Below are 20,104 nucleotides of genomic sequence, written 5' to 3' on the forward strand. Positions count from 1 at the left end.
GGGGAAGAGAAAGCCGGAAAGTGAACTCTTAAACTGCTGATCCCTTACTGCTATAATTACGGCTGAGATTATTGATTATCCTATGAAGTACGCTCTGGTTCACGAGTGGTTAACCCCAAAAGCGACAGGGGGATCGGAATTAGTGGTTAAGGAGATTTTACAATGTCTAGAGGCGGATTTATACGCTTTGATCGATTTTGAGTCCACTAATCCCGATAGTTATCTCTATGGTCGCTCGATCGGGACAACTTTTCTGCAAAATTTCCCGAAAGCGAGAAATGGCGTCCAAAAATACTTACCTTTTCTTCCCCTAGCGATCGAGCAGTTAAATTTAGAGGATTATGATGTAGTTTTATCCTCTTCCCATTGTGTGGCTAAAGGGGTTTTAATACGACCAGATCAGGTTCACATTTGTTACTGTCACAGTCCGATGCGTTATGCTTGGGATTTAACTTTTGACTATCTGGCTAATAGTAAGTTAGGACGGGGATTACCCGGTATTTTTACCCGTTATCTTTTGCATGGTTTGCGTCAGTGGGATGTGATTTCTGCTAATCGTGTGGACTATTTTCTGGCTAATTCCCACCACACCGCTAGACGAATTTGGCGCTGTTATCGACGGGAGGCAAAAGTTATTTATCCTCCCGTACAAATTGAGCGTTTTCCCTACCAAGAGAAAAAAGAAGATTTTTATTTAGTGGTATCTCGTTTGGTTAGTTATAAAAAAGTCCCTTTAATTGTGGAGGCATTTAATCAATTGGGATTACCCCTAGTGGTTATTGGAGATGGTCCCCAGATGGCTTTAATTCGACAGTTAGCGAGGGATAATATTCAGATTTTAGGTTCCGTGTCCGATCGAATAGTAGCAGAGTATATGTCGAAAGCAAAAGCGTTTATTTATGCTGCCTGTGAGGATTTTGGTATTGCTTTAGTGGAAGCGCAAGCTTGTGGCACTCCCGTGATTGCATTTGCCGCCGGAGGTGCTTTAGAAACCGTGCGGGAGCTGCGGGAAAATTCTCCCCAGGGAACAGGATTACTTTTTGGGGAACAAAATCCCCAATCTTTGGTAGCAGCAGTTAACTATTTTGTTGATCACGGTGATAGAATTGCTCCAGAAAATTGTCGGCAACAGGCTAATAGATTTACTCCTGAAATCTTTCAAAGTAACTATAGTTTATTTGTCGAGGAACATTCAATATCTAAAAATTATTGCTAAGTTTAATTAGAGCAGTTATCCTAATGGTGAGCTACGAGGTTTTCGTTTTAGGGAGTCAGTTATCGGTCGTTGATAACAAATTAGGTTACACTTTATCTTAAGGAGAAACGCTGTAAAAGAGGGCGAAAACAATAATATCATTTCCTCAATGGTGGGAGTGCATCACCTGCGCTCAAAATGTAATATTATGGATATTTCTCGAAAGTGGAGATGTACCTTTGCGTTAGACAATCAACTGTTTTTAGAAAACAAAGGTGGATTTTAATATTGCCCTAACCCAACAAAATTAATTTGGTTCTTCGGCAGGTAGTATGCTAGGGACTCTTTGCTTATCCTGAAAACCTTACGCGTCAAGTCCAGTATTTGTGATTGCATAACAAGTACCGAAGAACCATTAATCTTTGGGAGTGTTATTAACCTTTTTTGCCCGTTATCTTCTGAGAAAGCTTGCGTAATCCAGTCTTAAAAGGTAGACGAAAATAAGCCCTTTCTTTGGTATAGATATGGTAATTAGTCAAAAGTCTTTCTGATAAAATATCCAGTCCTGAATCTAGGTAACGGCTATTTTTAAACAGAACGTTACTAGCATAGAAACAAACAAATTTAAACTCAGGAATCAAAGATTGAATTGTTCTGAGATTAATCTGATTCTCGTACAACTCTCTATCGGAATATTCCGTATAAAAATATCTGGTTTTAGCTAAAGTTTCTAAACCACCTCTAATTAACTGTTCTTCGGCTCCCTGCACATCTGCCCAAATAAAATCAACTTCTGTGATATTATTTTCTTCTGCCCAAGTATCCAAGCGCATAGTTTTAACAGTGGTAGAACTATTAAAAGAGATTTTAGGATAAGCTTTCAAATGTTCCTGCGGTTTTTTCAGAGAAGAAGAAGCATCGTGTTTGAGTTGATCACCTACTTGCACACCACTTTGATAAAATACCGCCTCACCATCTTGATCGGATAGAGCCAATTCGTACAATTGAGAGCGAGGATCGTTGACTAGATTTCTGTGTTGTGCAATTACGCGCGTATCGGGTTCAAAACTATAAATTTTGATTCTGGGAAATTCCCTGAGAAATTCAAGAGTGTCAGTACCCTTGTGGGCACCTATTTCTAAGATAATCGGATTATCTTTTTTCAGCAATTGTTTGATTAGCTTTTTATCCATAAAGGGCAGTTATTCAAAGGGACTGTCAAGACTTTAACCTAAAGTTTCCTTGACGTCAAGTATTTGCAGAAAAAAAAATTAAGCAAACTTAAGAATTATAGTAGCGAGAATTGGATGTTTTTTGTAGAATAAATATAACTTGTGATCACAGAAAAGCGAGGATTATAGCCGTGCCTTGGAATCGAGTTAATCAATGGGTAGAAAGACGCTCTTTAGTGGCCCTAGAATCAGCTTATCAGAGAGCGCTGAAAATTAAAGCGATCGAAGATAAACATTTTGGGGGACAAAAAATTTCCCCGGCTGCCGTGGGAGGAAAAAGTGTTTATGATTACTTTCAAAGTACCCTAGAACGAGAATTATTACAGATACGTCTCGATTTAACTCAAGTGCGTCTGGGTAATTTTCTTAACCCGCAAACTAACCCAGAAAATAATAACATCCTAGAGACTTTAAAGGTGATCGAGGATATTATCGGTAAATATCGCCTAGATGTAGAGGAATTGCTGCCCCCATTACCGAATAATCAAACCCCAAATCTGCCTAATACCAATCTCACCAGTGATAAACCCAGGGATAAAGATAACCAGATAATTTCTCCTGCAACCAGTAATAAATTTTTTAACTTCCAGCAAGAATTAACCCCAGAATACGAACAAACCGTTATTAAACAACTCCGTACCTTGCGACAACAGCAACGGATTGCTATTCGTTTTATCCTGATTATTATTTTAGTTCCTCTCTCGGTGCAGGTTATTAGTAGAAACTTCGTCTTTAGCCCTGTTTTAAACTATTTTGGTGTGGATAGAGCGAAAATATCAGAAGTTTATATTTCTCAGGAAATTGGCGAAAAATATCTCAGGGAATTTGCTAGACTTCAAGAAATACAAGAAATCAAGCAGGTTTTAGGAGTAGCAAAAGTAGGGCATGAATCGGAGGAAAATTTTCGGGAACAGGTGGAGGAATTATTCAGAGAAGCGGGTTATGAAAGTCAAGATGGTTGGAAAAACTTGCTCTCCGATATTACTGGATTAATAGCCTTTATTGCGATCTTAATTTTTGGTCGTCAACAATTGGCAATTACGCGAGCTTATGTTAGTCGTTATTTTCTCAGCTTAAATGATATCACCAAAGCCTTTATCTTTATTCTCTTTACCGATATATTTGTCGGGTTTCACTCGGCGGAGGGTTGGACGGTAATCTTAGAAACTTTGTTCCGACACTTTGGTTGGCGCGAGAATATTACATTCATTAGCTTGTTTGTGGCCACTGTTCCCGTTATCCTAGATACCATCTTTAAACTATTAATATTTAATTATCTGACTCGTAAATCTCCCACTGCCGCAACTATCCTAGAAAAGATGAACCAGTAACGCCCTATGATCCTCAGTATTGCCGATACTTTCATTAAAAGACCCGTTCTGACTACGGTTTGCTCGATTTTAATCGTTTTGATCGGAGCGATCGCCATTCCCTTTTTACCCCTAGAAAAACTGCCCCAGTTGGCATTTATTCAGGTAGCGGTAAATGCCAACTATTTGGGAACCGATGCCAAAACCGTACAGGATAACGTTACCACGGTACTCGATCGCCAGATTAACGGGACAGAACAGATTGTTTATATGCAGTCCCAGAGTACCAACACTGGACAGAGTACGGTGAATGTCTTTTTCCCGGTGGAAATGGATCGTAACATTGCCCAAGTCTTGGTACAAAACCGTGTCAGTACCGCCGCCGCCAGTTTACCGGAAGAAGTGAACCGGCAGGGGGTGACAACCAATACTCAATCCCCCAGCGTTACCCTTGCCTACGGGATTTCCGCCAAACCAGACGAAAAGGGCAATTATCCCTACGATACAGTCTTTTTGAGTAACTTTGTCGATCGAGTCATCGATGCCGAGATTCGCCGGATCGAGGGAGTTGGTAGTACAACCATCATCGGGGAGAGGGAATACGCCCTACGTTTTTGGCTTAATCCCGATGCTTTAGCCGCTAGGGGTGTATCGGCGAACGAAGTAGTACAGGCGATCCGAGAACAGAATATTCAGGTGGGTGCGGGGACAATTGGCGGTGATCCCAGTCCCGAAGAGCAGCAATTCCAGATTGCCATTCGCGCCGTTGGTAGGGTTGCCACTGGGGAGGAAGCGGAAAATATCGTCGTCAAAGTCGGGGAAAATGGCAGTTTAATCCGTATTAAAGACGTGGGACGGGCAGAAATCGGAGCCGAAAACTACAGTACCGCCGCCTATTTCGACAAATCCCCCGCCGTCGTCTATATCGTCTATCAGTTGCCCGGTTCCAACGCTTGGAATACCGCCAAACTGGTCAAAGAAAAAATGGCGGAACTAGAACCAAGTTTCCCCCCGGGGTTAAATATCGCCATTACCCTCGATAATACCGCCTTTGTCGCCGCCTCCCTCGAAGAAGCCCTTGGCACTCTGGTGGAGGCGATTTTACTGGTTATTCTAGTCATTTTTATCTTCCTTCAGGATTGGCGCACCACGATCATTCCGGCGATCGCTATTCCCGTATCTTTGATCGGAACCATGGCCGTCGCCCTCGCTTTAGGCTATTCTCTCAATAACCTCTCCTTGTTTGCCGTCATTCTAGCCACCGGGTTAGTGGTGGACGACGGGATCGTGGTTGTAGAGGCGGTATCGGAAAAATTACGACAGGGAATGCGGCCATTTCAAGCTGCCCTCGATGCCATGGGTGAGTTAACCTCGGCGGTAATCGCCAGTTCTCTTGTACTATTTGCGGTTTTTATTCCCGTCACCTTCTTCCCCGGTACGGTGGGGATCGTTTATCGACAATTTGCCGTCATCATCTCCGCTTCAATTCTGATCTCCACCTTTAACGCCCTCAGTTTTTCCCCCACCATGTCGGCGATTATCATGAAACCGCCCCAAGGCACCCGTGGACCCTTGGGACTGTTTTTCGAGGGCTTTAATCGAGGTTTTAACGCAGTTAAAGAAGGTTATCGACGCTCGATCGAATTTCTGATCCGAGTTCGCTTTCTGGTTTTACCCTTCTTTATCGCCGCCCTCTTTCTCACAGCTTGGAGTTACAACACCACTCCCCAGGGTTTTATCCCCGAAGAAGACCAAGGTTATGCCTTCGTTTTGGTGCAAGCACCCCCCGGGGTTTCCCTGCGCTACACCGACCGGGTTATCCGTCAGATTAACGAAGAAATTCTCGCCGGTATCGAAGAAGTGGAACACTTTGTCGGTATGGCGGGCTTTAGTTTTGCCGGAAGTGGCAGCAACCAAGGGCTATTTTTTGTCAAGTTAAAAGAATGGTCGGAACGGCCCGGGGAAGATAAGTCAGTTTTCGGGGTTCTCAGGAAAATTAACCAACAATTAGCCACTAAAGTCCGAGATGCTCGCGCTTTCGCCGTTAATGCGCCCCCCGTGGATGGATTAAGTTCTACTGGCGGTTTCGAGTTATTTATCCAAAACCGCGCTTCTTTCCCCATGGACGCTTTGATTGACAACGCTAATAAAGTCATGGCCGAGGCCCGAACAAGACCGGAATTATCGGGAATTTTCACCCAATTTACCACCGACACGCCGATGCTGGAACTTTCCATCAATCGCAACCAGCTACAGGCGCAAAACGTCGATATGCAGGCCGTTTTCGGTACCCTGCAAACCTATCTCGGTTCCAACTTCGTCAATCAATTCGTCCTAGGCGATCGCTTGTATCGAGTCTTTGCCCAAGCAGAAGCGGATTATCGTTCTAATCCTGAAGATATTAACCGTCTTTACGTCCGTTCCCGTACCGGGGCCAATATTCCCCTATCGGGTTTAGTTAGCGTCAAACGCTTCACCTATCCACCGATTATCACTAACTTTAACCTCTATCCCTCGATTAACGTTCAGGGTAGTCCCGCCCCCGGTTTTAGTACGGGACAGGCGATCGCAGTGATGGAAGATGTTTGTCGGAAAGTCCTGCAGCCCGGTTTCGGTTACGCTTGGACGGGTACAGCTTTCCAAGAAAAAACTTCCGCCGGGGCTGCCCCAATTATCTTCGGATTAGCCTTTATCGTGGTTTTCCTCGTCCTTGCGGCCCAGTACGAAAGCTATATCGACCCGATTATCATCATGATTACCGTTCCCCTAGCGATCCTAGGTGCCATGGGGGCCTTACTGTTGCGGGCGAATTTCCTACAAGTGGGTAGTCTCTTCCCGACGGTGAATAATAATATCTATGCTCAGGTGGCTTTGGTCATGTTGATCGGTTTAGCGGCTAAAAATGCGATTTTAATCGTGGAATTCGCTAACCAGTCCCGTACTTTGGGTTTAAGTATTCCCGAGGCGGCAGCCCGGGCCTCGACGGAACGCTTAAGACCGATTCTGATGACAGCTATTTCCGGTTTAGTCGGTTTCTTGCCCTTGGTTATCGCTTCCGGCGCCGGAGCGATGAGTCGTTGGTCCCTGGGAACTGCAATCCTAGGCGGTTATCTGATTTCCACGGTGTTGAGTTTATTTCTCGTCCCGGTTTTGTATGTGCTGATCAAACAGTTCGAGGCCCGATTCCTCTCCTCGAAACCCCCGAAAAGTGGCGGTTCTGGCGGCAAGAAAACTCCTTCTCTCGGTGGGGAAAGGAATACATCAGAAACCCCCATAGAAGAAGGGGCCATTTCCTCTTTGAAAATCTCTCCTCAGTCCCCGAATGACTAGGGTGTTAGGAGACTTTTTCAGTGTTGCCAAAGGCACGGCGTAGCCGTCCAGTAATCAGTAATCAGTAAACAGTAATCACTGAAAAGAAAAAAGAAAGCCCCGCAATTGCCACTTAATACTGATAACTGATAACTGATAACTGATAACTGATAACTGATAACTGATAACTGATAACTGATAACTGAAAATAATGAGTCTAGAATCTACTGCTAACGAAGCGATCGCTCATAATTTAGAGCAATTCCTGCTAGTTTTGACCATTTCCTTGAGTGTCGCCACTTTATCGAGAACCGTTGCCTTCCTCCGCAAAATTCCCTACACCCTGCTGTTAGTTATTGTCGGTATGGGTTTAGCTTTTTTAGATTTGCGTCTAGTTAATCTTTCCCCGGAATTAATTCTGGAAATTTTTCTGCCTCCTCTGTTATTTGAAGCAGCCTGGAATATTCCCTGGGCTAAATTAAAGGAATATTGGGTTACTATCGTCCTTTTTGCCGTTATCGGGGTGATTATCTCCGTTTTGGGAGTCGCCTATCCCCTACATATCTTTGCTAATTTACCCCTATCGATCGCGTTTCTCTTGGGGGCTGCCCTAGCTGCCACCGATCCCGTCTCTGTGATTGCCCTATTTAAAGAATTGGGGGCCAGTAAAAAACTGACGATCCTGATGGAAGGGGAAAGTCTCTTTAATGATGGGGTCGCTGTGGTCGCTTTCGTCCTCTTGGTGGGTATTCCCTTGGGAGTCGATACCTTCTCAATTCCCGTGACGATCGCTCGTTTCTGCACCTTTGTGGGGATTGGCATCGGTGTGGGTTGCGTGATCGGTTTCGGCATTTCCTACCTTACCCAACGCTTCGATCTGCCTTTTGTGGAACAGTCTCTTACTCTAGTTTCTGCATACGGAACCTATCTCGTCACGGAAAAATTAGGCGGATCTGGTGTGATTGGGGTGGTAATTGTCGGGATTATTCTCGGTAATCTCGGTTCGCGCATTGGTATGAGTCCCCGCACGCGCTTGGTAGTTAGCGAATTTTGGGAATTTATCGCCTTTTTTGTCAATTCCATCATCTTTTTACTGATCGGCGATCAAACCCGTTTTGAGAGTCTCGGTAGTCACTTAACCGGGATTTTAATAGCGATCGCCGCTATGGTGGTTTCCCGTCTGTTCTCAATTTTTGGACTAGGGGGAATTAGTAACCTAATTACGGGCAATAAGATCAATTTTAAGGAAAGAACGGTGTTATGGTGGGGAGGATTACGCGGTTCGGTTTCGATCGCCCTAGCGTTAAGTGTTCCTACGTCTATCCCCTACCGTCAAGAAATTATTGACGTGGTTTTTGGGGTGGTTTTATTTACTTTATTGGTGCAAGGATTATCTATACAATGGCTATTAAATGCCCTCAATCTTATCGGTGATCAACCGATTCGCACCGAATATTCGGCCTTAATTGCTCGTCAAATTGCTTTAACTAGGGTGTCTAATTATCTGCAACAACCAGAACGTTTTCCCGATATCGATCCCGAATTTTATCGCTACAAAAAAACTCTGGTGGAAGGACAATTAAAGTCCTTGGGGGATCAGTTGCAAAAATTACTACAGGAACACCCACAATTAAAAGATCTGGTGGTCGAACAATTTCAAGATACTTTACTTGATATCGAAGCTAATACCTACGCAGAATTAATTCGAGCCGGTCGTTTAAATGAAAATCTCGTTCCCCTTTTAGTGGAGGTAGAAGAAGAAAAAGAGAGGGTTTAATGATCAAGTCATGGAAAATCAAAGAATTTTTGCTAAAAATTGCTGAGTTCGATCGGATTGAGGATTATTAAAAAATTCTGCTGGGGGGGCAATTTCCAAAATTAAACCCTGATCCATAAATACCACTTGATCGGCCACTTCTCGCGCGAATCCTACCTCGTGGGTGACACAAACCATGGTCATCCCCGATTTGGCTAAACTTTGCATCGTTTCCAAGACTTCTCGCACCATTTCTGGGTCTAAAGCTGAGGTGGGTTCATCGAATAACATCACCTTCGGCTGCATGGCCAAAGCGCGAACGATCGCCACCCGCTGCTGTTGTCCTCCCGATAACTGAGGGGGATATTTAAGCGCTTGTTCGAGAATACCAACTTTTTCGAGGAGTTTTCTCGCTATTTCCTCCGCTTGCGCTTTTTTCCAACCGCGCACCCACATCGGACCGAGGGTGACATTATCTAATACCGTCAGATGGGGAAAGAGGTTAAATTGTTGAAAAACCATGCCGACTTCCTGACGGATTGCCTCGATATTTTTGAGGTTGTGGGACACAGTTATTCCGTCAATAATAATGCGACCTTTTTGATAGGATTCCAACCCATTAAAAGTGCGGATAAAGGTGGATTTTCCCGAACCGGACGGCCCCATAATCACGACAACTTCCTGTTTATTCACGGTGAGATTGACTCCCCGCAAAGCATGAAAGCGGTTATCATACCATTTTTCCACCGCTTCGGCAATTATAATCGGTTCACTGTTGTGAGAGTCCATATTTTTGAGAGTTTATTGATTATCTGTATCGGGAAACCACTGTTTCTCAAGAATTTGTCTCAGAGAGTAGGGACAAATTATCGGTAAATTTTTTAATCCTGTCTTTTTTTCGGCAATTAAGCGGGCATTTTCATAGATATTCTCTAACTCTAGTTCTAGAAATTTGCTTAAATTGGTGGTGAGCTTATCTTCTAATTGTACTCGAAAAGTGATAATCTCTGCCGCCCAATGATTACTATTTTTTTTCTCTTTCTGTCGTCCAAAATTGATAGAGTAACAGATGGATTATTATTTGTAAACTTAAACTTTTAACAGCAGTTTTTTCGCTTCGTCCCAAAGCTGCCAACTCCTCGATTAAATGTTCGTAATCTAACTGATCTAACTGACGATTTTTTAATAACTCGATCGTCTCGCTTAACCAGCGATCATACTCCCGTTCATAAAGCTGTTCTAAAGCAAGCATTGTCTTTGATCAAATGGGGACATTATTAAAAATAAGCCGTTCCTAGTAATAATAGCATAAAATATCCGAATGGCACTGGATTAGTGTAAATATTCTTGAATTAATGATCATGACAGTCAAAAATGCTTGACCCTGAGGTAAAAAAAGGTTAAATTATGGTTAGGCTGAGAAGATAACCCACACATCCTAGATAATGAGGCTATCATGGAAATCGATAAACTCAAAGAAATTGCTCAAAAAGTTGAAACCTCTCGTTCTCAAATCCAAAACGAACAGGCAACCAAAACAGCTTTTATTATGCCTTTTTTGCAAGCATGGGGTTACGATGTGTTCAATCCCATGGAAGTTCACCCCGAATATAGTGCCGATTTAACTGGATTAAAAGGGGAAAAAGTAGATTATGCTATTTGTTTGGACAATCAACCGATTGTTTTGATGGAATGTAAAAGCTGTCATCAAAATCTTGAGCATCCTAAACATAGTTCCCAACTGCATCGATATTTTAATGCAACTGGAGCTAACTTTGGAGTTTTAACTAATGGGATTATCTATCGGTTTTATACGGATACCGTCAAGGATAATATCATGGACGATAAGCCATTTTTTGAGTTTAACATCCTCGACTTTGACGACTCTTCTGTTAACGAATTAAAACGATTTTCTAAATTTAGCACTAGCACATCTGACTTCAATTCTGGCAAAATAAAAGAGGCTGCTCGCAATTTATTGTACACCAAAGAAGTTAAAAAAGTGATTGCCCAGCAATTAAATGATCCTTCCCCCGAATTTGTTAAGTTTTTTGTTAGTCATGTGTATTCTGGAGTGAGAACTGCATCGGTTGTTGAAAAATTCACAGAAATTATTAAGCGTTCTCTCAAAGAGTATATCAATGATATCATCAAAGAAAAATTTGAGGAAGTTTTTAGAAAAGAACCCGAACCAAATCCTGCTGATACAGCAGCAGAAGATACTCCACCAGAAGAAACAGGGGGAGATGGAATTAATACGACCCTCGAAGAATTGGAAGGATTTTACATTATTAAATCAATTCTACGGGAAGAAATCAATACCGCACGCATTCAATACAAAGACACTAAAAGTTATTTTGGTATCAACTTAGATGGAAAAGTAACCAAAACAGTCTGTCGTCTGCGCTTCCATGAAAAAACTGGCAAGAAATCAATCAGTATTCCCGATAACGTCGAAACTGGTAAAGAAGCAACCACCAATATAGACAGTCTTGATGAAATTTATGGAGTCGCTGAATTTCTGAAATCTCGCATCCGCTATCTGACTCAAGATACTTATAAAAGCAAGTCAGAAAAAACAGAAAGTATCTAAAATAATTATCCCCTATCTCTTTAATGACCGATAGGGGTTTTTAAGGATATGATTTTTAGTAATCGCTGATTATGGTTGTAAAATTTTATCTAGGGATAGGAAGTTACGGTTAATAAGTGGTCATGAAAAGGAGATAGGATATCCGAACATTATAATAAAAGTTTTCTCTCAAGTTAAGGTCAAACAATTCTAGCTGGGAGTTATCGAAGTGTAATTAAGCTTGACAAACTCAAATTAAGGTGTTAATATATAGGGCGTGATTTGTACAGATGTTAAAAATTTTGTTTTGCGGTAGTCTATGAATTTAACAAATTTACCAATGTCTCTTGATGAGATGCCTTTACCTAGTTATTTGCCGCCAGTTATTTTAACAGTTTTTACTCGTCCCGATCTACTCAAGGAAGTTTTAAAGGGTTTAACCCAACAGATTCTATCTGCGTCGCCTAGAATTTGTGAAGCTATTTATAGCTCACTCCCCCCTTAGTTTCAAAAGAACTCGCCGTCGTCTAGGTTTATAGTTTAGTAGATACTTAATAGAAAATATGAATAGCTCTAGAAAATTTCTGATTTGTAAAGGTTCCTCTGGCATGGGAAACCGAATTCTGGCCGCCTGTGGTGCAATAATCTATAGTGAAATTAGTAATCGCCAGTTAGTTATTGATTGGCGGGATAATACTTATTGTCATGACGATATCAACTCCTTCCCTCTATTTTTTAACTGTCCAAACACAAGTTCAGTAGAATCTATACCTGATACCAAATCTGTCTATCCTGAGATATGGATTGATAAGTTAGATCAGTCTTTTGGTGGACTAAGAAAAGATTTAAGGATTTCGGATCAATCTATGTCGGTTGAATTATCTAGAACAAATTATGAGAGTGAGATTCTGGTTTTCTGTGCCTATACTCATAAAATCAACCAGATGAGACAACTTTTTCATGGGAAGTTCGATTACTTGGCAAAAATGGATGATCGTACTATTATCAAACAGGTATTAAACTCTCATCTAAGCCTGAAACCTGAAATCGTTCAGTCTATCGAAGATTTTAAATCATCTCACTTGGGAGTGAATACCCTAGGCGTTCATGTCAGATATACAGATATGAAGATTCCTTTGGATAAGCTAATTACTAAGACTAAAAAAATCAACAAAAACAATAAATTTAACAGCATTTTCTTGTCCACAGATTCTCAAGAAGTTGTTGAAAAATTTCAACAGGAATTCCCAAATATTATCACCACACCAAAATGGTTTCCACCCTCAGGAGAAAGAATGCACCAGAACTGGGATCAATGTCCCGATCGCGTTCAAAATGGCATAGAAGCATTAATGGATATGTATTTGTTAGCCAGTTGTAATGATTTGATTTTTTCTTCTCAGTCCTCCTTTGGTTTAGTGGCATCAATCCTAAGTAAAGCCAGTAAACAACATCTCCACGATGTGAATTCTTCTTCATTGGTTGAAAAAGTCAAAGCGAAAATTACAGGTATTGCCAAATAGTTTGTACGAGCAATTAACCCGAACCAACCTTAATGATGTCTATGCCATGGCAAACTTGGGGAGTTACCAACTCATGCTTAATTCTCTCAATCGCATTTTCTCGCCTTTAGTATCTAGCGTTTTGCTTACCATAATTATCTCCAGTTGTCAAGGTACAAAGGTATTAACTTCGGCGAATAATTCCCAGACCAATCAATGGCAAAAAGTGACCGTAATCGAGGGTTTAGAGCATCCTTGGGCTATGGTTTGGCTACCTAACGGGGAAATCCTCATCACAGAGCGCCCCGGTCGTTTAAGAGTGGTTAGAGAGGGCAAATTAGACCCAAAAGCCATCGCTGGAGTTCCCGAAGTTTTTGCCGTCGGACAAGGAGGACTGCTCGATGTGGCAATTCATCCCCAATTTACCCAAAATCGCTGGATTTATCTAACTTATGCCCACGGAGACCAGGAGGCTAATCGTACCCGCGTCGCTCGTGCGGTTTATGATGGTACAAGTTTGCGAGATGTGCGGGTTATTTTTGAAGTTTCCCAGGCAAAAACCGGCTCTCAACACTTCGGTTCGCGGTTATTATGGCTACCGGATGGCACTTTATTGGTAGCGATTGGAGACGGGGGTAATCCTCCCCTACAATTAGCGGGAGATTTAATTAGAAAACAAGCACAAAATCTGCAAAGTCATTTAGGTAAAATTATCCGCATCAATGACGATGGTTCTCTACCGAAAGATAATCCTTTTGCGGATTCTAAAATTTGGAGTTATGGTCATCGGAATATTCAAGGAATCAGCTTTGATCCGATGACTCAACGAGTCTGGGCAACAGAACACGGAGCAAAAGGAGGGGATGAATTAAATTTAATTGAAAAAGGTAAAAATTATGGCTGGCCAGTGGTTTCTGCCAGTCAAGAGTACGGCACTAACACCCCCGTTTCCCGCGAAGAATCTCGCCCCGGTCTGATCGATCCGAAAACAATTTGGAAACCTGCGATCGCTCCTTCGGGATTGGTCTTTTATACTGGTAATCGCTTTCCTAATTGGCAGGGAAATTTATTCGCCGGTGGTTTAGTTTCCAGGCATATTCGCCGTCTGGAAGTGGATAAATCGGGTGAAATTATCAATCAAGAAGCGATTCCCATCGGTCAGAGGGTGCGGGATGTGCGTCAAAGTCCCGACGGATTTTTATACCTGCTCACCGATGAAGGTAACGGTCAATTAATTCGCCTTGAACCGGCATCTCATAGCAATTCTCGCTCATAAAAATTACACATCAAATTATCGAATTTAAGTCCCCTTTTTTAAGAGGGATTGAGGGAGAGCAAATTGGGTGCATCTCATTTTTGTCAATCTACTAAGTTGGGATTTTTAAGGGAAAACTCTCTGCTAAAATTGGGCGTTACTGCCGATTTTATCACTCAATCTTTCCTACGGATCGGCGTACTGCTACCGGGTGCCTTCGGCATGGCACTGATAACCTAAGCCGCATAACGCCAAAGTTATGCCCAGAGCCCTCATAGCCTGTATTCTTCATGAAGATTTGGGAAAATACTCAAAAGCCTTGCTAGGAAAATCATTCAGGGATCTAGCTAAAAAACAGACTGTTTTTTGAGACCCTCTCATAATCAGGGTTTTGGCAATTGGTGAATAATTCAGGATAGATTCTTCTCCTCCAGCGATCGCCTACCCCCCTTGATTGTAAAGATTTGTTTAGCTTGACCAGAGGTTGATAGTGCATAGGCTAGAATGAATTTCAAATGGATTCAAAATGAATTTTAAATGAATTCAGGATGAGCCAATCTGGTGAACTGTCGTATTTTAATCATGGAGTTGCCATTTTGTGAGTAAGAAATGGTTCGCAGATAACAGTTTGTCGATCGGGCGGACTCCTCTAGTGCGCCTTAATCGAGTCGTTGGCAACAATCACGCCACGGTTCTGGCCAAGATTGAAGGTCGCAATCCAGCCTATTCAGTCAAATGTCGTATTGGTGCGGCCATGATCTGGGATGCGGAACAACGGGGATTATTGGGGCCGGGCAAAGAACTGGTTGAACCCACCAGTGGCAATACAGGCATTGCCCTAGCCTTTGTAGCCGCCGCTAAGGGGATTCCCCTAACCCTGACCATGCCAGAAACCATGAGCCTGGAGCGGCGCAAACTGTTGCTCGCCTATGGAGCCAATCTGGTGTTAACAGAAGGGACTAAGGGCATGACCGGAGCAGTGGCAAAGGCAGAGGAAATTGCCGCGTCTAATCCCGATCGCTATGTGTTGTTGCAACAGTTCCGCAATGCTGCCAATCCCCGCATCCATGAGGAAACCACCGGCCCTGAAATTTGGCAGGACACAGACGGGGCGATCGATATTCTCGTGTCGGGTGTGGGAACGGGCGGAACCATTACGGGAGTTTCGCGCTATGTCAAAAAGACCCGGGGAAAACCGATTTTATCGGTAGCAGTGGAGCCAGAAGCCAGCCCCATACTATCCCAAGCCCGGGCAGGTCAGCCCTTAAAGTCTGGCCCTCACAAAATTCAGGGCATTGGGGCGGGGTTTGTTCCCGAAGTTCTGGATTTATCCCTTGTGGATGGGATTGAAACCGTTTCCAACGAAGAGGCCATTCTTTATGCCCAACGGTTGGCCAAAGAAGAAGGGATTATCTCCGGCATTTCCTGCGGTGCCGCCGCCGCCGTCGCCGCTCGCTTGGCACAACAACCCGAACACCAAGGCAAAACCATTGTCGTGATTTTGCCAGATTCCGGAGAACGGTATTTGAGTTCCATCCTGTTCCAAGGGGTATTTAATGAGCAAGGGTTAGTGGCATGACGAGCGAGCATCCGAGCAGTTCCAGCGCTCTCTCCCAACCGCCCCTGTCCTTGGATCTCGATGAGATTATCGCTCAATTGTCCAAACCTCGTGGCGAGTCGTTCCACAGTTGGTCTCAATCACGAAACCATTTCCCCTTGCCCTCCCGTGAGGCCTTATTTCGGATTGTTGATCGACTGCGTGCCGTTCTTTTTCCCTATCACTTTGGCAATCCCGATTTAGGCGAAACATCCAGCCGCTATTTTATCGGTCATACCCTCAATGAAGTCCTGCAACTGCTGCATCATCAGGTTTGTCGCGAACAGTGGTTGCTGGGGTCACAGTTGCACTGGTCGTCAGACCAGATTGAGAAACACGCCCAAGGGACGGTACAAGCCTTTGCCACTCAATTACCCCATCTGAAAGCTCTGCTGGAAACCGATATCACGGCGGCCTATCGAGGTGATCCGGCGGCCAGAAATTTAGATGAAGTGTTGTTTTGTTATCCCGGGGTAACGGCCATCACTTATCACCGCATTGCCCATGCCCTGTATCGGTTGGAATCGCCCTTGTTGGCGCGGATTATCAGTGAAATTGGTCATTCCTTAACGGGGATTGACATTCACCCCGGTGCCTCGATTGGCAATAGTTTCTTTATCGATCATGGGACGGGGGTGGTGATTGGGGCTACTACGGTGATTGGCGATCGCGTGCGCCTTTACCAAGCGGTCACGCTCGGGGCAAAAAGCTTTCCCCGGGACGAATCGGGCAGTTTAATCAAAGGTCAAGCCCGTCATCCGATTATTGAAGATGATGTGGTGATTTACTCAGGTGCAACGATTCTCGGTCGGGTAACTATCGGTCGGGGCGCCACCATCGGTGGAAATGTTTGGTTAACCCGCAGTGTGCCGCCGGGGGGTTTTATCTCCCAGGCGCAACTACGACAGGAAATGTTTGATGACGGCTCTGGAATTTGAGGGGCTGTCCGGGCTGTGATTGTTCGGCCATAACAGTCGCTTTGTTACTTTTTCTTAAATTGGAGGATTTAACTCAATGACCTATACCCAAGATCATGAATTACAACTGGCTTTGGGAGATGCTGCCGCTCGGCAGTTAGCCAATGCCACGAAGACCGTTCCTCAGTTATTGACCATTTCACCCCGGTGGTTCGTTCGCCTCTTGCATTGGCTACCCGTTGAGGCGGGGATTTATCGTCTCAACAAAGTCAGGGATGCTTCCCGGGTTGAGGTGGCCTGCTCTGAACGAGATGAGCGGGAACTGCCCGAAACCTTTGTGGATTACGAAGAGACCCCCCGGGAGTATTTCTTGAGTGCGGTGAATACGGTACTGGATGTTCACACTCGCGTGTCCGATCTCTACAGCAGTCCCCACGATCAGATCCATGAACAATTGCGGCTGACGATCGAAACCCTGAAGGAACGTCAAGAAAATGAGTTGATCAACAACCATGAGTACGGATTGCTGAACAATATTGTTGATTCCCAGAAAGTACAACCTCGCAATGGTGCGCCCACGCCGGACGATTTGGATGAGTTGCTGGTCAAGGTGTGGAAAGAACCGGCATTTTTCCTCGCCCATCCTAAAGCGATCGCCGCCTTTGGCCGAGAAGCAACCCGACGGGGTGTACCCCCCGCTACGGTGTCATTATTCGGGTCTCAGTTTATTACCTGGCGAGGCGTGCCTTTGATTCCTTCCGATAAGTTGGCCGTGAATGAACAAGGCAAAACTAATATTTTGTTATTGCGGGTAGGAGAAAGCCGTCAAGGGGTGGTCGGTCTCTATCAGCCCAATTTACCCGGTCAACAGGGAGTTGGCTTGTCGGTGCGATTTATGGGGATTAGTCGCAAGGCGATCGCATCTTACCTGGTCTCCCTCTACTGTTCGTTGGCAGTGTTGACCGACGATGCGGCGGCCGTACTGGAGAACGTTGATGTCAACCAATACCACATCTACGACTATGACTAACCCTGAACTGATCCCTGAAAAGGCGGGGGGGAATCTAACCGCTCTATCCCCGCCCACCACTGCCCTAACTGAGGTCGAGAACATTTCTCTTAACCCCTTATTCCAACCTGACCTTCTTGAGCATCTCGCCCAGACGATAATTCAAGAACTACAACGGCACGACCTTGGAGCGTCGCGGGCCAAGGGGTTGAGTCCAGACCGGGATGATCTGGTGCCATCCACCCCCGCAACTTCCCCGGCTGCTGTGGGCGAACGGCCCACAGTTCCCTTTACTGTACCCTTAGCCACCCCCTCTTTCTACTTCATTGAAGAGTTAGAAACAAAAATCCCCGACCTTCCGGCGGTAGTGGCCAAACCGGGCCAGCTTGTTCAAGTCCCGGGTATCGATCCCCTTTTTGTCCCCCAGGCAAGCGGGCGAAGCGTTCAAAGACCTAGCTTCTTTGATGTTCATACCATTCGCCAGGATTTTCCCATCCTGCAAGAACGGGTGAATGGCAAACCACTGATCTGGTTCGACAATGCCGCAACAACTCAAAAGCCCCAAGCAGTCATCGATCGCCTCGTTCATTTCTACAGCCATGAAAATTCCAATGTGCATCGTGCCGCCCATGAATTAGCGGCTCGCTCCACAGATGCTTACGAAGCGGCCAGAGAAACGGTACGTCGTTTTCTCAATGCCTCCTCTGCCAACGAAATCATTTTCGTGCGGGGAACAACGGAAGGCATTAATCTGGTGGCAAAAAGCTGGGGACAACAAACCCTACAAGCGGGGGATGAGATTGTCCTCACCCATCTGGAACACCATGCCAATATTGTGCCTTGGCAGCAACTAGCCGCCCAAACGGGAGCAAAATTGCGGGTTGTCCCCGTCGATGACCACGGGCAGATTTTACTGGCAGAGTACCAACAATTACTCAACTCCCGCACAAAACTGGTGGCCTTTTCCCATGTTTCCAATGCCTTGGGAACCATTACCCCCGCCAAACAAATCATTGACTTAGCCCATCGGGTCGGAGCTAAAGTCTTGTTAGATGGCGCTCAATCGGTTTCCCACATTCCGATCGATGTTCAACAATTAGGGTGTGATTGGTTCGTCTTTTCCGGACATAAAGTCTTTGGTCCCACAGGAATCGGGGTACTTTATGGTCAAGAAGACCTGTTAAATGCCACGGTTCCCTGGCAAAGCGGCGGCAACATGATCGTGGATGTGACGTTTGAGCGTACCGTGTATCAGGCGGCTCCCACTCGTTTTGAGGCCGGAACGGGCAATATTGCCGATGCCGTTGGCCTAGGGACGGCCTTGGATTATGTTCAGCAGATTGGTTTGACCACCATTGCCAATTACGAGCATGAACTTCTGGAGTATGCCACTGCGGGACTGACAACCATCCCGGGCCTGCGTTTGATTGGGACGGCAGCCGATAAGGCTGCCGTGCTTTCCTTTGTGCTGGAGGGATTTGATGTGGAATTCATCGGACAGGCCCTGAACCGGGAAGGGATTGCCGTGCGAGCAGGCCATCACTGCGCTCAACCCATTCTGCGACGCTTTGGTTTAGAGGCAACGGTGCGCCCTTCCTTGGCTTTCTACAATACTAAGGCCGAGGTGGATGCGCTGGTGGCCGCGTTGGAACGTTTGCAACACGAATAAACTGACTGGAATAGGAGCTGCCGCACCTATTCCTATTCCAGTTCCCCCTGAACTAAGCTGTTGACTATCTAAATTACTCGTTAAGACTGCAGCGGAGTGCCGGAGTTGGGAGAGGCAGTTTGAGCATTTGTACTAAAATTCCCAATAAGCAGTTTAAATTCAGTACAGCTTACCACCTAGCTTATCTCCACCCCTGACTAGGGCTTCTAATACTAAATCGTGTTTTCAAGGTATAGGAGAGTGGGAAGTGGGAATTAGCAAGTGGGATGTGGGGAGAAACAATCCATAACTTGTGAGTTAATCACAATATTAAAAACGGATTTGGTATTACATCGTCACAATCAGATTAGAATGCAGATAAAAAATAGAGTTCTTGCATAATTAATTTTTGAGAGTTCAAAAATGAGAAAAATAGGCATAAAATTGCCTAAAATCCCTAAATAGAGCATTTAATTGATTAATGCTCATTCTTAATTCTCCTGACTCTGAGACTACTGGCTCCTTACTCCTCACCTAAGGTCAGATTTTTGATTTTTGCCAGAGGTCTAATTTTGACTTTGCCGGTATCAGATGCTAGTTTTGCTGCCGATTCTCTGTTTATGTCTAGGAATGGGGGAATTTTTGCTCAATCCCCCAGTTAGTCCCGTCAATTCCCTTCCCGCAACCACGGCAACCCGAACGGAAACCCGTTTGCTGCTGAATTTAAAAAAAAGACGGGTTTTTGTTGACCAAGCACAGAAAATAATCGCTTCTTATACCATTTTTCATAAGTAATGACAGA

14 protein-coding genes and 2 pseudogenes are annotated in these 20,104 nt (G+C 44.5%); 13 read left to right on the top strand and 3 right to left on the bottom strand.

Going from position 1 to position 20,104, the window contains the following annotated elements:
* The first annotated feature begins 82 nt into the window (after positions 1–82).
* Positions 83–1,216: a glycosyltransferase gene (locus tag H6F92_RS14265; RefSeq protein ID WP_190358434.1), complete on the top strand. Its 1,134-nt coding sequence runs from the start codon at positions 83–85 to the stop codon at positions 1,214–1,216.
* A gap of 413 nt (positions 1,217–1,629) precedes the next feature.
* Here the strand turns inward: H6F92_RS14265 and H6F92_RS14270 are convergent, their stop codons facing one another.
* Complete coding sequence (locus H6F92_RS14270; RefSeq protein ID WP_190358435.1) at positions 1,630–2,388, bottom strand: FkbM family methyltransferase; 759 nt, start codon at positions 2,386–2,388, stop codon at positions 1,630–1,632.
* A 170-nt stretch (positions 2,389–2,558) separates the two neighbouring features.
* Here H6F92_RS14270 and H6F92_RS14275 point away from each other — a divergent pair, with 170 nt between their 5' ends.
* The 3 genes from H6F92_RS14275 (at position 2,559) to H6F92_RS14285 (ending at position 8,823) form a co-directional block, all read left to right on the top strand.
* Positions 2,559–3,758 (top strand): proton extrusion protein PcxA, encoded by a 1,200-nt coding sequence (locus tag H6F92_RS14275; protein WP_190358436.1) that lies wholly within the window; start codon positions 2,559–2,561, stop codon positions 3,756–3,758.
* Positions 3,759–3,764: 6 nt separating this feature from the next.
* Positions 3,765–7,067 carry an efflux RND transporter permease subunit gene (locus H6F92_RS14280; RefSeq protein WP_190358437.1) on the top strand — a complete coding sequence of 1,101 codons (3,303 nt, stop codon included), beginning with the start codon at positions 3,765–3,767 and terminating at the stop codon, positions 7,065–7,067.
* A 190-nt stretch (positions 7,068–7,257) separates the two neighbouring features.
* On the top strand, positions 7,258–8,823 hold the full coding sequence (locus tag H6F92_RS14285; protein WP_190358438.1) for a cation:proton antiporter: 1,566 nt from the start codon (positions 7,258–7,260) through the stop codon (positions 8,821–8,823).
* Positions 8,824–8,841: 18 nt separating this feature from the next.
* Here H6F92_RS14285 and H6F92_RS14290 read toward each other — a convergent pair whose 3' ends face one another.
* Positions 8,842–9,591 (bottom strand): amino acid ABC transporter ATP-binding protein, encoded by a 750-nt coding sequence (locus tag H6F92_RS14290; protein ID WP_190358439.1) that lies wholly within the window; start codon positions 9,589–9,591, stop codon positions 8,842–8,844.
* Positions 9,592–9,603: 12 nt separating this feature from the next.
* Positions 9,604–10,054 (bottom strand): annotated as a pseudogene (locus tag H6F92_RS14295) (DUF29 domain-containing protein).
* Positions 10,055–10,258: 204 nt separating this feature from the next.
* Between H6F92_RS14295 and H6F92_RS14300 the strand changes: the two are divergent.
* The 9 genes and pseudogenes from H6F92_RS14300 to H6F92_RS14340 form a co-directional block, all read left to right on the top strand.
* Positions 10,259–11,395, top strand: a complete 1,137-nt coding sequence (locus tag H6F92_RS14300; RefSeq protein ID WP_190358440.1) for a type I restriction endonuclease — start codon at positions 10,259–10,261, stop codon at positions 11,393–11,395.
* Between the two features lie 298 nt (positions 11,396–11,693).
* Positions 11,694–11,879 (top strand): hypothetical protein, encoded by a 186-nt coding sequence (locus H6F92_RS14305; RefSeq protein WP_190358441.1) that lies wholly within the window; start codon positions 11,694–11,696, stop codon positions 11,877–11,879.
* A 58-nt stretch (positions 11,880–11,937) separates the two neighbouring features.
* On the top strand, positions 11,938–12,897 hold the full coding sequence (locus H6F92_RS14310) for a NodZ family protein (RefSeq protein WP_190358442.1): 960 nt from the start codon (positions 11,938–11,940) through the stop codon (positions 12,895–12,897).
* Positions 12,898–12,970: 73 nt separating this feature from the next.
* Positions 12,971–14,152, top strand: a complete 1,182-nt coding sequence (locus tag H6F92_RS14315; protein ID WP_190358443.1) for a PQQ-dependent sugar dehydrogenase — start codon at positions 12,971–12,973, stop codon at positions 14,150–14,152.
* Between the two features lie 577 nt (positions 14,153–14,729).
* Positions 14,730–15,710, top strand: a complete 981-nt coding sequence (gene cysK / locus H6F92_RS14320) for a cysteine synthase A (RefSeq protein ID WP_190358444.1) — start codon at positions 14,730–14,732, stop codon at positions 15,708–15,710.
* Positions 15,707–16,666: a serine O-acetyltransferase EpsC gene (epsC, locus tag H6F92_RS14325; protein ID WP_190358445.1), complete on the top strand. Its 960-nt coding sequence runs from the start codon at positions 15,707–15,709 to the stop codon at positions 16,664–16,666. The genes cysK and epsC overlap by 4 nt, the downstream gene beginning before the upstream one ends.
* A gap of 76 nt (positions 16,667–16,742) precedes the next feature.
* Positions 16,743–17,675: a family 2A encapsulin nanocompartment shell protein gene (locus H6F92_RS14330; protein ID WP_002750434.1), complete on the top strand. Its 933-nt coding sequence runs from the start codon at positions 16,743–16,745 to the stop codon at positions 17,673–17,675.
* Positions 17,641–19,323, top strand: coding sequence for a family 2A encapsulin nanocompartment cargo protein cysteine desulfurase (locus H6F92_RS14335; protein ID WP_242030139.1), 1,683 nt, complete (start codon positions 17,641–17,643; stop codon positions 19,321–19,323). The genes H6F92_RS14330 and H6F92_RS14335 overlap by 35 nt, the downstream gene beginning before the upstream one ends.
* 570 nt (positions 19,324–19,893) lie before the next feature.
* Positions 19,894–20,076: pseudogene (locus H6F92_RS14340) on the top strand (L,D-transpeptidase); the annotation flags it as partial.
* Between the last annotated feature and the right edge of the window lie 28 nt (positions 20,077–20,104).

This window comes from Microcystis wesenbergii FACHB-1317 (assembly GCF_014696875.1).
Classification (GTDB): domain Bacteria; phylum Cyanobacteriota; class Cyanobacteriia; order Cyanobacteriales; family Microcystaceae; genus Microcystis; species Microcystis wesenbergii_A.

Bases quoted from the DNA above. Each gene is read 5' to 3' on its own strand.
- H6F92_RS14305 (WP_190358441.1), top strand. From the start codon at position 11,694: ATGAATTTAACAAATTTACCAATGTCTCTTGATGAGATGCCTTTACCT.
- H6F92_RS14280 (WP_190358437.1), top strand. From the start codon at position 3,765: ATGATCCTCAGTATTGCCGATACTTTCATTAAAAGACCCGTTCTGACT.
- H6F92_RS14335 (WP_242030139.1), top strand. From the start codon at position 17,641: ATGTCAACCAATACCACATCTACGACTATGACTAACCCTGAACTGATC.
- H6F92_RS14310 (WP_190358442.1), top strand. From the start codon at position 11,938: ATGAATAGCTCTAGAAAATTTCTGATTTGTAAAGGTTCCTCTGGCATG.
- epsC (WP_190358445.1), top strand. From the start codon at position 15,707: ATGACGAGCGAGCATCCGAGCAGTTCCAGCGCTCTCTCCCAACCGCCC.
- H6F92_RS14270 (WP_190358435.1), bottom strand. From the start codon at position 2,388: ATGGATAAAAAGCTAATCAAACAATTGCTGAAAAAAGATAATCCGATT.
- H6F92_RS14285 (WP_190358438.1), top strand. From the start codon at position 7,258: ATGAGTCTAGAATCTACTGCTAACGAAGCGATCGCTCATAATTTAGAG.
- H6F92_RS14265 (WP_190358434.1), top strand. From the start codon at position 83: ATGAAGTACGCTCTGGTTCACGAGTGGTTAACCCCAAAAGCGACAGGG.
- H6F92_RS14300 (WP_190358440.1), top strand. From the start codon at position 10,259: ATGGAAATCGATAAACTCAAAGAAATTGCTCAAAAAGTTGAAACCTCT.
- H6F92_RS14330 (WP_002750434.1), top strand. From the start codon at position 16,743: ATGACCTATACCCAAGATCATGAATTACAACTGGCTTTGGGAGATGCT.
- H6F92_RS14315 (WP_190358443.1), top strand. From the start codon at position 12,971: ATGCTTAATTCTCTCAATCGCATTTTCTCGCCTTTAGTATCTAGCGTT.
- H6F92_RS14290 (WP_190358439.1), bottom strand. From the start codon at position 9,591: ATGGACTCTCACAACAGTGAACCGATTATAATTGCCGAAGCGGTGGAA.